The organism is Cupriavidus sp. U2 (genome assembly GCF_009663685.2).
Classification (GTDB): domain Bacteria; phylum Pseudomonadota; class Gammaproteobacteria; order Burkholderiales; family Burkholderiaceae; genus Cupriavidus; species Cupriavidus necator_C.
Genome location: NZ_RCOG02000014.1, coordinates 22,609 through 37,066, shown reverse-complemented (window position 1 = coordinate 37,066; position 14,458 = coordinate 22,609). Strand labels below are relative to the sequence as shown.

Sequence of the window (14,458 nt, the reverse complement as noted above, 5' to 3'; positions counted from 1 at the left end):
TGGCGAACTCAGGCAGCCAGCATCGGCTTGCCCAGCATGCGCGACAGCACGGCCTCGGGCGAATGGGTACGGTCGCCGATGGCGGCCGGGTCCAGGTAGATCGTCTGTTCCATCATCGCCTTGCCGCGCATGGCGGCGTGCAGCAGCTGGTCGCTGAACACGATCCACGTGGCGCCCGGCGGGAAATGGAATTCCTGCTGCGGCACCGACTTCTGGTAGTCCAGGTCGGCCTTGGCCAGGTCGTGCAATTGCAGCATGCGGTGATCGTATTCGCTGCGCTCGCGCTTGGTGATGTGCAGCGTCTTCATCAGCCAGGCCTGGCCCGGCCACATGCCGTGCGTCTTCGGCACGAATCGCGCAGCAAAATCGCCAAATGGCTCGCCCACGCGCCAGACACGCGGCGCTTCGGGGTCGATGTTGTGGAACACGCGCAGCAGGCGCTTGCCCAGCATCGGGTTCGACGGGAACGAATCCACGTGCAGCCGCGTATCGTCCTTGCGCCAGCTGACCGGGCGGCCGGCGATTTCGCTCGGACGCAGCGACGTGCCCGCACGCGTCATGTGCCCCTCGTACTCGGGAAACAGCGTGCGGATCAGCAATTCGCTCGACGTGGCATAGCGATGGATCAGATTGTAGAGATCGGTCAGGTCCTGCTCGGTGCCGGCCGCCCCACGCACGGCGCGGTCGTTGGCGCGCAGGTTGATGTTCTTCGACTTGCCGTCGGAATAGCGCGGGTCCAGAAACCGCTCCTCGCCCGGCTGCAAGCGGAACGCCAGGTTCGGAAAGTACAGCACGGCGCCCTGCTCCAGTTCGCGGCGCAGCGTGGCGCGCGTCTCGGGCGTTACCTCGGGCGACCAGTCGGTATAGGGCTGGGTGCGGATCAGGTCCAGGGACATGGCAATTCCGATAATTTCAGGTTGACCGGATTCTACCTCCATGCGGGCGCCCGCCCTGGTGACGCCCGCGCAACAAAAAACCCCGCGGGTCCGTGAGGACCGGCGGGGTCTCGCAGCGTGAAGACGCCCTGGGCGCTTACAGGCCGGCGGCGGCGCGCAGCACGGCGGCCTTGTCGGTGGCTTCCCACGAGAATTCCGGCTCCTCGCGGCCAAAGTGGCCGTAGGCGGCGGTCTTTTCGTAGATCGGGCGCAGCAGGTCCAGCATCGCCACGATGCCCTTCGGGCGCAGGTCGAAGTGTTCCTGCACCAGCTGGGCGATCTTCTCGTCGGAGATCTTGCCGGTGCCTTCCGTGTAGACGGTCACGTTGATCGGCCGCGCCACGCCGATGGCGTAGCTGACCTGCACCTGGCACTGGCGCGCCAGGCCGGCGGCCACCACGTTCTTGGCCACGTAGCGGGCGGCGTAGGCAGCCGAGCGGTCAACCTTCGACGGGTCCTTGCCCGAGAACGCGCCACCGCCGTGCGGCGAAGCACCGCCGTAGGTATCGACGATGATCTTGCGGCCGGTCAGGCCGCAGTCGCCCTGCGGGCCACCGATCACGAAACGGCCGGTCGGGTTCACCAGGTACTTCGTTTCCTTGAGCATGTCGGCCGGCAGCACGGGCTTGATGATCTCCTCGATCACCGCCTCGCGGATCTGTGCCTGAGAAATGTCCGGCGAATGCTGGGTCGACAGCACCACGGTGTCCACGCTGTGCGGACGGCCGTCCACGTAGCGCACCGTCACCTGCGACTTCGCATCTGGGCGCAGCCAGGGCAGGCGGCCATCGCGGCGCAGTTGCGACTGGCGCTCCACCAGGCGGTGCGAGTAGTAGATCGGGAACGGCATCAGTTCCGGCGTCTCGTCGCAGGCGTAGCCGAACATCAGGCCCTGGTCGCCGGCGCCCTGGTTCAGGTAGTCGTCCGATGCGCGGTCCACGCCCTGGGCGATGTCCGGCGACTGCTTGTCATAGGCAACCAGCACGGCACAGCCCTTGTAGTCGATGCCGTAGTCGGTGTTGTCGTAGCCAATGCGCTTGATGGTGTCGCGTGCGACCTGAATGTAGTCGACGTTGGCGGTCGTGGTGATTTCGCCAGCCAGCACCACCAAACCGGTGTTGCAAAGGGTTTCGGCGGCCACGCGGGCGTACTTGTCCTGGGCAAGGATGGCGTCCAGGACGGCGTCCGAAATCTGGTCAGCGACTTTGTCGGGATGGCCCTCGGAAACGGATTCCGAAGTAAAGAGGAAATCGTTCGACACGATCTAGTTTCTCCAGGTTGGCTTCTCGGCTATTGCGTGCCACCTTCGGAAACGATGCGGCGACGCTTTAGCGGTATTTAGGCTGCTCGGGTAGAGCGGCATCGCCCCGCAAGTTGTCAGTTAACTCGGCGATGGCAGGTATTATACCGCCCTGCCGCTTCCGTTGCAGGCCGCTAATTCTTCAAATAACGGCAGGAAACGGGCGTATCTCAGAAATCCCTGACTGCTTTTGCGGTTTTTACGCTTTACTTTCCGCTTTACCGGCTTCGTCTCGCCCGCACCGACATGACCTTTCTGTTCTGGCTCGTCTCCCGCCTGCCACTGCGCGTGCTGCACGCCATCGGCGGTGCATTGGGGCTGCTCGTGGCGCGTCTGCCCGGCCGCTATGGGCGGCGCCTGGCGGAGAATTTTCGCCATGCATACCCGCAGGCCACCGACGCCATGATTGCGGAGTCGGCGCGCCACACGGGGCGCCTGATCATGGAGATGCCGTACTTCTGGAGCCGCAGGGCGATCACCGTACGCACGGACGATTTCGCTACGTTGTGGTCGGAAACGGCCCGGCTGGGCGCGGCCGGCAACGGCGTGATCGTGCTGACCCCTCACCTGGGCTGCTTCGAGGTATTGCCGCAGGACTACGCTCGGCAGTGGCGGGTGACCTGCCTGTTCAAGCCGCCCCACCAGCCCTGGCTGCGCGATTTCGTCGAGAACATGCGCACCCGGCCCAATATGGCCATGGCGCCTGCCACGCCGCGCGGGGTGCGTATGCTGGTCAAGGCACTCAAGCGCGGCGAGGCCATCGGCATCCTGCCCGACCAGGTTCCAAGCGGCGGAGAGGGCACCTGGGCGCCGTTCTACGGCAAGCCTGCCTATTCGATGACACTGGTGCATCGGCTTCAGCAACTGACAGGGGCACCGATCGTGATGGTCTTTGCCGAACGCCTGCCGCGCGGCGCCGGCTACCGTGGGCACCTGCGCGTCCTGTGCGGCGGCGGCATGCTGCCGGAAGACCCGGCCGCAGCGTCTGCTGTCATCAATGCAACGATCGAAGAGTTGATCCACATCGACCCGACGCAATATTTGTGGGGATATAACCGCTACAAACATCCGGCCGGGGCCGGGCTGCCACCGGACATGGCCCCCGCCATGCCGGCGGTTACCAACAACGAGAATCAATGAGCCGCATCCTTACCTGGCTCGGCATCGGCTTGCTGACGGTGCTGGGCAAACTCCCCTACGCCTTTGTGGCGCGCTTTGGCGAGGCCCTGGGCAGCATCCTCTATCTTGTGCCGAACCCGCGCCGCGAGGTGGTGCGCGCCAACCTGCGCCTGTGCTTTCCGGAGCGGTCCGACGCCGAGATCGAGGCCATGGCGCGCGAAACCTATCGGAAGGTGTTCCGCAGCTTTGCCGAAGGCGGCATCTTCTGGACCTGCGGCGAAGCCAAGATGCGCCGCCTGGTGCAGATCAAGGACCACGGCAACCTGCCGGCGCTAAACGGCACGCCGCATATCCTGGTGACGCTGCACCTGTCGGGCCTGGAAGCGGGTGCCATCCGCCTGACCATGCACCTGCGCGACACCGTCGGCCGCTCGGGCGCGTCGCTGTACACGGTGCAGAAGAACAGGCTGTTCGACGATTTCCTGAAGGTGGCGCGCGGCCGTTTTGGCGCCAACATGATCTCGCGCAACGACAGCGTGCGTAACATTCTGCGGGTTCTGAAGAAGGGCGAGGCGCTGCAGCTGATTTCCGACATGGACTTCGGCGAGCGCGACTCGGAATTCGTGCCGTTCTTCGGCGTGCAGGCGCTGACGCTGACGTCGGTGTCGCGCCTGGCGCGGCTTGCCGGCGCCCGCGTGGTGCCGATCTACACCGAGCAGTTGCCCGACTACCAGGGCTACGTGCTGCACCTGCTGCCGCCGTGGGAGGATTACCCCGGAGAAAGTGTCACGGACGACACGCGGCGCATGAATGCGTTCTTCGAAGAGGCGATCCGTCCGCGCATCGCCGACTATTACTGGGTGCACAAGCGCTTCAAGCACCGGCCGCCCGGCGAACCGGACATCTACTGATTACAATCGGCACCATGAAACTCCAGTTCACCAAGATGCACGGCGCCGGCAACGATTTCATCGTGCTGGACGGCATCCACCAGAAGCTCGACCTGACCGACGCGCAATGGCGCGCCCTGGCCAGCCGCCATTTCGGCATCGGCGCCGACCAGATCCTGATCGTCGAGAAATCGGCGCGCGATGACGTCGACTTCCGCTATCGCATCTTCAATGCGGACGGCGGCGAGGTGGAGCACTGCGGCAATGGCGCCCGCTGCTTCGTGCGCTTTGTCACCGACAAGGGCATGACCGACAAGCGGTCCGTGCGCGTGGAAGTCATGAACGGTGTCATCACCCTGACGCTGCAGGACGACGGCCAGGTCACGGTGGACATGGGCGCGCCCGAATTGACGCCGGCCCGCGTGCCCTTCATCGCCGACGGCCTGCCCACGCGCACCGAGGGCGACGACACGCTGTACGGCCTGGAAGTCAACGGCCGCACCGAGTGGATTTCGGCCGTATCGATGGGCAACCCGCACGCGGTGCAGGTGGTGGACGATGTCGAGCAGTTTCCGGTGCTGCAGGACGGCCCCGTGATCGAGCATCACAAGTCGTTCCCGAACCGCGTCAATGCCGGCTTCATGGCCATCGCCGATCGCCACACGATCAACCTGCGCGTCTTCGAGCGTGGCGCGGGCGAGACCCTGGCCTGCGGCACCGGCGCCTGCGCCGCCGTGGTGGCCGGCATTCGCCGTGGCCTGCTCGATTCGCCTGTCAAGGTGCATACGCACGGCGGCGACCTCAGCATTGCCTGGCAAGGCGTGGGGCAGCCGGTGCAGATGACCGGTCCGGCGACGACCGTGTTCGAAGGGTCTATTGACCTGGCGACGCTCCCTGCCTGACCATAAGGGCTCGCCTCCGCACCGGCGGGGGCCGTGTGGAACGCGGGACGACACCGGTCCCGTCACCGGAGAGCCCATGAGCCTGGACGATTTCCGCATCACCACGGGCAAGCAGTTCAAGCTTGCCGCCTTCGACGCCGCCAGCAAGCCGCTGTCCACCGGCAACAAGACTTCCGATAACGCCCATCTGGCCGAACTGAGCGCCCGGCTCGATGCCGTGCAGGACATCTTCTACGCCGAGCACAAGCACAAGCTGCTGATCGTGCTGCAGGGCATGGACACCAGCGGCAAGGACGGCACGGTCCGATCGGTCTTCCGCAGTTTCGATCCGCTGGGCGTGCGCGTCGCCAGCTTCAAGGCGCCCACCCCGGAGGAACTGGCGCGCGACTACCTGTGGCGCGTGCATGCCCAGGTGCCGCGCAAGGGCGAAATCGTGATCTTCAACCGCAGCCACTACGAAGACGTGCTGATCACGCGCGTGCACGGCTGGATCGACGAAGCCGAATGCAAACGGCGCTACCGGCAGATCCGCGAATTCGAACAGATGCTGGTGGAGACGGGCACGACCATCGTCAAGTGCTTTCTGCATATATCCAGGGGCGAGCAGAAGCAGCGGCTCGAGGAACGGATCGCCGATCCGCAGAAGCACTGGAAGTTCGACATGCAGGACCTGGCCGAACGCAAGTTCTGGAAGGAATACCAGCAGGCCTACGAAGACGCCATCGCTGCCACGGCCGCGCCCGAGGCGCCCTGGTATATCGTGCCGGCCGACTCGAAGAGCCATCGCAATCTGATGGTGGCGGAGATCCTGCGGGCCACCTTCGACAAGCTGCGGCCCGACTACCCGCCTCCCAAGCCCGAGCTGGCGCAGGTCGTGGTCGAGTAGGGGTCGAGTAGGGGTCGATTCAAAGCAAGGGCCCGTGTCATTGCGGGCTCCGCCCTCAGTCGCGGTCAGCCGTCGCCGTTGCCGCGATGCACGTCGTGCGTGACGAACGGGCGTTCGGGGCCGGGCATGGCCAGCCAGTGCGGATGCTTGAGCGTGTCGCGGATATCGTCGAGCCCACTGGACCAGTGCTCGTGCATCGTCAAAACGCCAAACTGGTAATCCTTGGCGCTGCCTTCGAAGCTCTTGTCGCGATAGATCAGCTGGATCACGTTGCGGCGCGCGTCGCAGGCGTGCTCGGCGGCACGCTTGTACCACGCGTCGTCGCGCTTTGACGGCGGCACCAGCGCCATCAGTTCGCTGAGCATGCGGCGATAGTTCTGCTGTTCACGCATGGCGTCGGTGATGGCGCGCGTTCGGCTCGAATACTGGATGTCCTTCTGGCGCTCGGCCACGTCAAGCAGGTTATGCGGCAGCTTGCCCCGCGCACTCCACAGGTCCACCTGGAAGATCAGCGCGTCGCGCCGTGGCTGGGCCGTCAGCACTTCCTGCAGCGGGGTGTTCGATACCAGCCCGCCATCCCAGTAATACTCGCCATCGATTTCGATGGCCGGAAAGCCGGGCGGCAGCGCGCCCGATGCCATGAAATGCTCGGCGCGCAGCGTCATGCGGGTGTTGTCGAAGTACGCGAAGTTACCGGTGCGCACGTTGACCGCCCCCACCGACACGCGCATCTCCTTCGGCCTGTTGATCCGGTCGAAGTCGACAAACCGCTCCAGCGTGGCCTTGAGCGGCGCAGTGTCGTAATAGCTGGCGCTGCCCGGATCGTCGAAGCGCGACCAGAGATCGGCGATGTTGCGCGGCGAGAAGAAGCCGCGCTGGCCTTCCAGCAGCGCGCGCGTGGCGTTGATGCCGTCGAACCAGATGCGCATGGGCTCCGGCCACATCGGCGCGGCCTCGGTGAGCAGGTCCAGCGGCAGGCCGGGCAGCCACGGCTGGGCGCAGATGTATTCCCAGAACGCCCGCAATTGTGCGACCCGCGTTTCGGGCGGGTTGCCGGCGATGACCGCCGCGTTCAGCGCGCCAATCGAAATCCCGGCAATCCAGTTCGGATGGATGCCGCCTTCGGCCAGCCCCTGGTAGACGCCGGCCTGGTAGGAACCAAGCGCCCCGCCGCCCTGCAGCACCAGCGCGCGGATGGCGTAGGCTTCATGGGCAGGCCCCGCGTGCGGCGGCGCGTCCGGGGCGCAATGTTCGTGCGGCAGCGCCTTGCGGCGGCTTGCGGGCCGTTTGGCCTTGGACGGTGTGGCGGCGTCGGCCGCCGAATCCTGGGGCGGCGCACCCTGTTCGCCAATCTCGCGCTGGATCGCTTCCTGATTCTGCCGCCGCTTTTCCGCCACGCCCCTGCTCCCCTCAAAATGAAAACGGCCCCGAGCGGGGCCGTGTGCAACACAACTGTCAGACGCCGTACTTCTGACGATAGGCAGCAACCGCGTCCCGGGAGTTCCCGAGCGCCGGGTCCTGCGACGCATCCAGATAGGCCAGCAAGTCCTTCAGCGACGCGATGGCGATCACCGGCACGCCGTATTCGCGCTGCACGTCCTGCACGGCCGAATGGGTGCCGATATTGTCGGCGGTGCCGCTCTTTTCCATGCGGTCCAGCGCGATCAGCACGGCGGCCGGCTCGGCGCCGGCGGCGCGGATCATCTGCATCGACTCGCGCACCGAGGTACCGGCGGAGATCACGTCATCGACGATCACCACCTTGCCCTGCAGCCTGGCGCCCACCAGCGTGCCGCCTTCGCCATGGTCCTTGGCTTCCTTGCGGTTGTACGCAAACCCGACATCGCGGCCCATGCCGGCCAGCGCGACGGCCGTCGCCGACGCCAGCGTGATGCCCTTGTAGGCCGGCCCGAACAGCACGTCGAACTGCAGACCCGAGTTGATGAGGGTCTTCGCGTAGAATTGCGCCACCTGGCCCAGCATCGCACCCTGGTTGAACAGGCCTGCGTTGAAGAAATACGGCGACTTGCGGCCAGCCTTGGTCACGAACTCGCCAAAAGACAGCACGCCTGCATCCAGTGCAAAGCGGATAAAGGTCTGGCTCAGGTCGGCCGGCGTCGTCTGCTGCGTCATCTTTTCTCTCTGAATTCAAAATTTCCCGAGATGTTACGGATTATCAGCGCCAACCTCAACGGCATCCGTTCGGCCCACAAGAAGGGCTTCTTCGAGTGGATGGGCAAGCAGAACGCCGACATGGTCTGCGTCCAGGAACTCAAGGCGCAGCAAGCCGACATGACCGAGGCGTTTCTGGCGCCACACGGCTATCACGGTTTCTTCCACTACGCCGAGAAGAAGGGCTACAGCGGCGTTGGCCTGTACACACGCCACCAGCCCGAACGCGTGGTCACGGGGTTCGGCTGTGCCGAATTCGACGCCGAGGGGCGCTACGTAGAAGTGCAGTATCCGCACCTTGCGGTCATTTCGGTCTATGTGCCGTCCGGATCGAGCGGCGAAGAGCGCCAGGCGGCCAAGTTCCGGTTCATGGAAGCCTTCCTGCCCCACCTGCTGCAACTGAAGGCCACCGGCCGCGAGATCGTCCTGTGCGGTGACGTGAACATCGCCCACAAGGAAATCGATATCAAGAACTGGAAGGGCAACCTCAAGAACTCCGGTTTCCTGCCCGAGGAACGCGCGTGGATCGGCGCCCTGTTCGACACCCACGGCTACGTCGATGTGTTCCGCCAGCTCGACCCGCGCCCCGAGCAGTACACCTGGTGGAGCAACCGCGGCCAGGCCTACGCCAAGAACGTCGGGTGGCGCATCGATTACCACCTGACCACCGCCAAGATTGCCGCCACGGCCAAAGCCTGCGCCATCTACAAGGACGAGAAGTTCAGCGACCACGCCCCGCTGTCGATCGACTACGACTTTCCGTTGTGATGGGCCGCCCTGGCGCAAGGGCCGGGGCGGCTGACGGATTCCGATCTCAGATGGAGCGGATTTCGTCGAGCAGGTTCGGGTGGCGGTCGAGCAGCTTCAGGAGCTTGACGAGCGCCAGCGGCGGTTTGGTGCGGCCGGTCTCGTAACGCGAAAACGCGTTCACACCGCCGCCGAAGATTTCGCCGGCCTCCTTCTGGTCCAGATGCAGCTTCTTGCGGACCGCGATGATGAAGGTGGGATCGACAAGGGACGCATTGACCTGCTTGTTGAAGGCCAGGGCGAGGCCGTCCAGCCTCTCGTGCGCCTCACGGGAAAGAATCCCTTCGCCGCAGAGCGGACACCACTCGCCGTCCACGTCCTCGAACACTGTCGACTCGCCGCGATAGGCATAAGGCAGATCACGCCGTCCCTTGACCAGTTCGGCGCCGCCACATTCAGGGCATTTCATTTCGTTTCGTCCCTTGGCCGTTGTCGGCCCTCCATCACCGATTTCCATGCAACATTAACCTACTTGGTTATTTTTCATCAGCCCGGAACGCTGCCCCGCCAACACGCCTCTTTTGGCGTAAACCCTGCGTCCGGCAGTCAATCTCGCTACAATGCAGGTTCTCCGCCCCCAAGGACAGGAGACTCTTCGCATTTTTCATAGTGAGTCCGCCATGGTTTTCAAAGTGTTCGTCGATGGTCAGGAAGGCACCACCGGTCTCCGGTTGCTTGACTATCTCTCGGGTCGCTCCGATGTGGAGCTGTTGCGCATTGCCGATGACAAGCGCAAGGACCCGCAGGAGCGAGCACGCTTCCTGAATGCCTCGGACGTCTCTTTCCTGTGCCTGCCCGATGTGGCGTCGCGCGAAGCCGTGTCGCTGGTCACCAATCCGGACACCTGCGTGATCGACGCCAGCACGGCGTTCCGCACCACCGACAGCTGGGCCTATGGCCTGCCCGAACTGACCCGCGGCCAGCGCGAGAAGATTCGCGCCAGCAACCGCATCGCCGTGCCGGGCTGCCACGCCAGCGCGTTCGTGCTGGCCGTGCGACCGCTGGTGGAAGCGGGCCTGATGCCGGCCGATTACCCGATCTCGGCGTTCTCGCTGACCGGCTACAGCGGCGGCGGCAAGTCGATGATTGCCGAGTTCGAAGCCGGCGGTAACCCGAAGCTGAACAGCCCGCGTCCGTACGCGCTGGGCCTGGCGCACAAGCACCTGCCGGAAATGCGCGTGCAGGCCGGCCTGGCCCAGGCGCCGATCTTCAACCCGATCGTCGGCAACTTCCTGAAGGGCCTGTCGGTGACGGTGCCGGTGTATCCGTCGCTGCTGCGCACGCAGGCCAATGCCGAAGCCATCCTCGACATCTACCGCAAGCACTACGAGGGCGAACAGTTCGTCCGCGTGCATCCGTACAACAGCGACGACAACCTGGACCACGGTTTCTTCGACGTCCAGGCCAGCAACGACACCAACCGGGTGGACCTGTTCGTGTTCGGTAACGAAGAGCGCCTGAACCTGGTGGCCCGTCTGGACAACCTGGGCAAGGGTGCGGCGGGCGCGGCGGTACAGTGCATGAACGTGCGAATCGGCGCGGACGAAGCGAGCGGCCTGAAGGCTTGACGGCCGCACGCCAGCGCATGAGGCACAAAAAAACCGGCTCCGTGGAGCCGGTTTTTTCATGGGGCGCCTGGCTGGCAGCAGGCTGGATCAGCCCCCCACCTTGACCAGCGTGGCCTTGAGCGCGACGCCGATATAGGCCGCGCCCTTGGCGCACACATAAGTCTTGTCGCTCGACGTTTCGTCGTCCTTCCAGTTGCTGCGGATCTCCATCAAGGCGTTGTTGCCGGTGCTGCTGGCCCGTTGCTGCAACTCCTGCAGCGCCTCGACAAACACGGTCTGGCACAGTTCGGCATCGGTCGGCACAGGCGTGTCCTGCACCCGGCTCACAGGCCGGCGCACGCGCTTCACCGTCTTGAACAACACCGGATTCTGTGCGCCGTCGAGCCTGTTGAAGCCCCACGACATCTGGATGCCCGGGTCGATCCGGGTCGCCGCCGTGGGCGACTTCAATGCGGCATCGATCGGCATGTTCATGAGTTGGTCGGCCGCGCTGGCGGCCCCCGATGCCAGTACGGCGGTTGCGACGAGGGCACTGCGCAATGTCTTGTTCATGGGCCTCTCCCTGGTTGAGTCGATCCTCGGCATCGGCGGCGCCACGCGCCTCGAACGCCACCCGAACCATGCTACCCGATCCGCCGCTGCACGAATCAGATTGAAGTGTTTACTTTTTTAGTGGCCGCCGCTGGTCTTCGTCGCCGGCGTCCACCGGTGCGCCGGCCAGGCCAGCCATGTTGGCCTGATGCGGCGCCAGCTTGTCCATCGGCATGTTCATGGTCTTGGCGTAGATCGGCAGCACCTCTTGCATGTGGGCCTCCAGCACCGCGATGCGGCTGCGGCCCGACGGATGGGTCGACGAGAATTCGTCGCCCGCCTGCAGGAACTTGCCCATCTTCTGCCACAGCGTGACGGCCGCGCGCGGGTCGTAGCCGGCGCGGGCGGCGATGTCCATGCCGATCAGGTCGGCCTCGGTCTCTTCCAGCCGCGAAAACCGCAGCGACAACATCTTGGCGTTGGACCCGATGTCCATATTGCCCAGGTTGCCGAAGCCGGTCAGCTGCGACACCACGTTAGCCCCCAGATTCGAGATTTCCGCCTGCGCCGCACGCTGGCGCGCGTGCTCTTCCAGCGCATGGGCAATCTCGTGGCCCATCACCACGGCCACTTCGTCGTCGGTCAGCTTCAGTTCGTCGAGCAGCCCCGTATAGACGGCCATCTTGCCGCCGGGCATGCAGAAGGCGTTGATCTGCTTGGCGCGGATGACGTTGATTTCCCACGGCCAGCGGCCGGCGCGCGGGTTCCAGAGCACGGTCTGCGGCAGCAGCCGGATGCCGATCTCGCGCAGGCGCTGCACCTGCGGATCGGCGTCGTCCAGCAGCGTATGTTTGGCGATGGCTTCCTGCTTGACCTGTTCGTATTCGCGGGCGGCCTGCTGGTCGATGACCTCCATCGGCACGATCTCGCGCACCTTCGAATAGCGCCGCTCCACGCGCACGCCATCGTCGGGGGCTGCCACCAGCGCCACCTCCTGGGCCACCACGGGCAGCGCGGGTGCCAGCGCCACGGCGGCCATGATGACGCGCAGGCAGGACTGACGCATGGTCTCGGGCATGATGGGATTCACGGCGGGGCTCGATGCGAAATAAGTCGTGACGGGTTCGGGGGCAGCGCGAACGGGTGATGCAATAATACACGCCAGCCCTGGCGCCACCCCATCATGAATTTCCAGACCTATCTCGACATCTTCCGCAACCGCCGCATCGGCGCCATGCTGACGCTCGGTTTTGCCTCCGGCCTGCCGCTCGCACTGACTTCGGGCACGCTGCAGGCCTGGATGACCGTGGAAGGGCTCGACATCAAGACGATCGGCTTCTTCTCGCTGGTGGGCCAGGCCTATATCTTCAAGTTCCTGTGGGCCCCGCTGATGGACCGCTACACACCGCCGATGCTGGGACGGCGGCGCGGCTGGCTGCTGGTGACCCAGCTGGCGCTGGTGGGCAGCATCGCGGCGATGGCCTTCTGCCCGCCGCACCAGGCGCTGTGGGCGCTGGCGGCACTGGCCACGCTGGTGGCCTTCCTGTCCGCGTCGCAGGACATCGTGTTCGATGCCTACAGTACCGACGTGCTGCGGCCCGCCGAACGCGGCGCCGGCGCGGCGGTCAAGGTGCTGGGCTATCGGCTGGCCATGCTGGTGTCGGGCGGCCTGGCGCTCTACCTGGCCGACCGCGTGCTGGGCTGGTCGAACATGTACCTGCTGATGGCCGCGCTGATGAGTGTGGGCCTGCTCACGCTGATGTGGGCGCCCGAACCGGACACCCCGGCGCGCGCGCCCAGATCGCTGGAAGAGGCGGTACTTGGCCCGCTGCGCGACTTCTTCGGGCGCCAGGGCGCCTGGTGGCTGCTGCTGCTGATCGTGCTGTACAAGCTCGGCGATGCCTTCGCGGGCAGCCTGTCGACCACCTTCCTGATCCGCGGGCTGGGCTTCGACCCCGGCGAGGTCGGCATCGTCAACAAGACGCTGGGCCTGGCGGCCACGATCATCGGCGCGCTGTTCGGCGGATCGCTGATGGTGCGGCTGGGGCTGTATCGGTCGCTGATGCTGTTCGGCGTGCTGCAGGGGGTGTCGAACCTGGGCTACTGGGTGCTGGCGGTGACGCCGCCCCACCTGTGGACCATGGCCGCGACCATCGCGGTGGAGAACATCTGCGGCGGCATGGGCACGGCGGCCTTCGTGGCGCTGCTGATGACGCTGTGCAACCGCTCGTTCTCGGCCACGCAGTACGCGCTGCTGTCGGCGCTGGCGTCGATCGGCCGCGTCTACGTGGGCCCGACCTCGGGCTACATGGTCGAGGCGTGGGGCTGGGCGCCGTTCTACCTCGGCACCGTCATCGCGGCCGTGCCCGGCGTGGCGCTGCTCTGGGGCATGCGCAACACCGTCCACCGCTATGAAGCCCAGGCACGCGAGCCGGCAGAAGCGGCGGCGGCCCGGCCGGCATAGTTCAAGGCGCCAGGCCGGCCCGGCCAAGGCGCACCGCGCAGGTCCCGGACTTACTCCTTGTAATAGACGATCTGGTGCGAGGTGGCGAGCAACTCGCCATCGGGGCTCCAGATCTCGGCGGTCTGGTCGAAGAAGCCCTGCCGGAACACGCGCGCCTGGGCGCTGCCCAGCACGTGGCGGTCGCCTAGCGCGGCCAGCGTGGCCGCATCGGCGTGGAAATACGTGGTCAGCGATACCGTGCCGGCCGGCACGAAGCCCGCGCGCTTGAGAAAGATGCGCGGATAGAACGCGTCGCACCAGGCCGCCATGGCAGCATAGTCGGGCGTGCGCGCCGGTTCGTCGCGGATCCAGAATTGCGTCAGGCTGTCCGGATTCTCCGTGCCCGGCGCGGCCGCGGGCTTGGCGCCCCGCACCGCGCGCATGTCATAGCTGTTGATCCATTTCACGGGTGCGAAGCCACCCATTTTCGGCAATGTCTGGGCGGCGGGCACGTCCGGCATCGCCGCTTCGCCACAATTCCATGTTTCGCGGCGCACCGCGAACACGGCGCTGCCGGTGGTGGTGACTTCGCCGTTCTGCTGCACCTCCAGATGCCAGTGCTGGGTCGACCGGTTGGTCCGCGCCGGCCGCGCGACGATCTCGAACGCCCCTTCCGCGATCGGGCCAGCAAAGTTGACGGTCAGCGCGCTGGGATCGCCCAGCCGCTCGGGATGGATCAGCGCCGCCTGCAGCATCGCTGCCGCCGTGGCGCCGCCGAACGGCCCGATCATGTTCCAGTAGGCCTGGCTGGTGTGTCCCCGGAAGCGGTGTTCGCCGGCCGGTTCCAGTTGCAGGGCGTGATCGAGCGGATGCAGGGGCGCTTGCGTCATGGCGGTGGATGCAGG

General features: G+C 65.5%; 15 protein-coding genes. 7 read left to right on the top strand and 8 right to left on the bottom strand.

All coding sequences use genetic code 11. From position 1 onward, the window contains the following. Window positions 1-8 precede the first annotated feature (8 nt). Both kdoO and metK read right to left on the bottom strand, forming a co-directional pair. On the bottom strand, window positions 9-896 hold the full coding sequence (kdoO, locus tag D9X30_RS13655; protein ID WP_194946598.1) for a Kdo hydroxylase KdoO: 888 nt from the start codon (window positions 894-896) through the stop codon (window positions 9-11). A 136-nt stretch (window positions 897-1,032) separates the two neighbouring features. Continuing rightward, complete coding sequence (gene metK / locus D9X30_RS13650) at window positions 1,033-2,196, bottom strand: methionine adenosyltransferase (protein ID WP_092602939.1); 1,164 nt, start codon at window positions 2,194-2,196, stop codon at window positions 1,033-1,035. 285 nt (window positions 2,197-2,481) lie between these two features. On the opposite strand from metK, the gene D9X30_RS13645 reads away from it, so the two are divergent. The 4 genes from D9X30_RS13645 (at window position 2,482) to D9X30_RS13630 (ending at window position 6,032) form a co-directional block, all read left to right on the top strand. Continuing rightward, window positions 2,482-3,375: a lysophospholipid acyltransferase family protein gene (locus D9X30_RS13645; protein ID WP_153949896.1), complete on the top strand. Its 894-nt coding sequence runs from the start codon at window positions 2,482-2,484 to the stop codon at window positions 3,373-3,375. Further along, window positions 3,372-4,265, top strand: coding sequence for a lipid A biosynthesis lauroyl acyltransferase (locus D9X30_RS13640; RefSeq protein WP_153949897.1), 894 nt, complete (start codon window positions 3,372-3,374; stop codon window positions 4,263-4,265). The genes D9X30_RS13645 and D9X30_RS13640 overlap by 4 nt, the downstream gene beginning before the upstream one ends. 14 nt (window positions 4,266-4,279) lie before the next feature. Next, a complete protein-coding gene (dapF, locus tag D9X30_RS13635) occupies window positions 4,280-5,146 on the top strand; it encodes a diaminopimelate epimerase (RefSeq protein ID WP_153949898.1) in 867 nt (288 codons plus the stop codon). Window positions 5,147-5,222: 76 nt separating this feature from the next. Then, entirely contained in the window at window positions 5,223-6,032 is an 810-nt protein-coding gene (locus D9X30_RS13630) for a polyphosphate kinase 2 family protein (protein ID WP_153949899.1), read from the top strand. A 65-nt stretch (window positions 6,033-6,097) separates the two neighbouring features. Here D9X30_RS13630 and D9X30_RS13625 read toward each other — a convergent pair whose 3' ends face one another. Beyond that, complete coding sequence (locus D9X30_RS13625) at window positions 6,098-7,429, bottom strand: DUF3734 domain-containing protein (RefSeq protein WP_249640957.1); 1,332 nt, start codon at window positions 7,427-7,429, stop codon at window positions 6,098-6,100. Window positions 7,430-7,487: 58 nt separating this feature from the next. Further along, complete coding sequence (gene pyrE, locus D9X30_RS13620) at window positions 7,488-8,165, bottom strand: orotate phosphoribosyltransferase (protein ID WP_153949901.1); 678 nt, start codon at window positions 8,163-8,165, stop codon at window positions 7,488-7,490. Window positions 8,166-8,195: 30 nt separating this feature from the next. Here pyrE and D9X30_RS13615 point away from each other — a divergent pair, with 30 nt between their 5' ends. Continuing rightward, window positions 8,196-8,972 carry an exodeoxyribonuclease III gene (locus D9X30_RS13615; protein ID WP_153949902.1) on the top strand — a complete coding sequence of 259 codons (777 nt, stop codon included), beginning with the start codon at window positions 8,196-8,198 and terminating at the stop codon, window positions 8,970-8,972. 46 nt (window positions 8,973-9,018) lie between these two features. Here the strand turns inward: D9X30_RS13615 and D9X30_RS13610 are convergent, their stop codons facing one another. Then, window positions 9,019-9,420, bottom strand: coding sequence for a type II TA system antitoxin MqsA family protein (locus tag D9X30_RS13610; RefSeq protein ID WP_153949926.1), 402 nt, complete (start codon window positions 9,418-9,420; stop codon window positions 9,019-9,021). A gap of 211 nt (window positions 9,421-9,631) precedes the next feature. Here D9X30_RS13610 and argC point away from each other — a divergent pair, with 211 nt between their 5' ends. Next, entirely contained in the window at window positions 9,632-10,579 is a 948-nt protein-coding gene (argC, locus tag D9X30_RS13605) for an N-acetyl-gamma-glutamyl-phosphate reductase (RefSeq protein ID WP_228771091.1), read from the top strand. An 87-nt stretch (window positions 10,580-10,666) separates the two neighbouring features. Here the strand turns inward: argC and D9X30_RS13600 are convergent, their stop codons facing one another. Both D9X30_RS13600 and D9X30_RS13595 read right to left on the bottom strand, forming a co-directional pair. Beyond that, window positions 10,667-11,131 (bottom strand): excinuclease ATPase, encoded by a 465-nt coding sequence (locus tag D9X30_RS13600; protein WP_153949904.1) that lies wholly within the window; start codon window positions 11,129-11,131, stop codon window positions 10,667-10,669. Between the two features lie 109 nt (window positions 11,132-11,240). Next, complete coding sequence (locus D9X30_RS13595; protein WP_502799634.1) at window positions 11,241-12,176, bottom strand: M48 family metallopeptidase; 936 nt, start codon at window positions 12,174-12,176, stop codon at window positions 11,241-11,243. 117 nt (window positions 12,177-12,293) lie between these two features. Here D9X30_RS13595 and D9X30_RS13590 point away from each other — a divergent pair, with 117 nt between their 5' ends. Next, window positions 12,294-13,574: a muropeptide transporter gene (locus D9X30_RS13590; protein WP_153949905.1), complete on the top strand. Its 1,281-nt coding sequence runs from the start codon at window positions 12,294-12,296 to the stop codon at window positions 13,572-13,574. 50 nt (window positions 13,575-13,624) lie between these two features. Here D9X30_RS13590 and D9X30_RS13585 read toward each other — a convergent pair whose 3' ends face one another. Next, window positions 13,625-14,443, bottom strand: a complete 819-nt coding sequence (locus D9X30_RS13585; RefSeq protein WP_153949906.1) for an acyl-CoA thioesterase — start codon at window positions 14,441-14,443, stop codon at window positions 13,625-13,627. Between the last annotated feature and the right edge of the window lie 15 nt (window positions 14,444-14,458).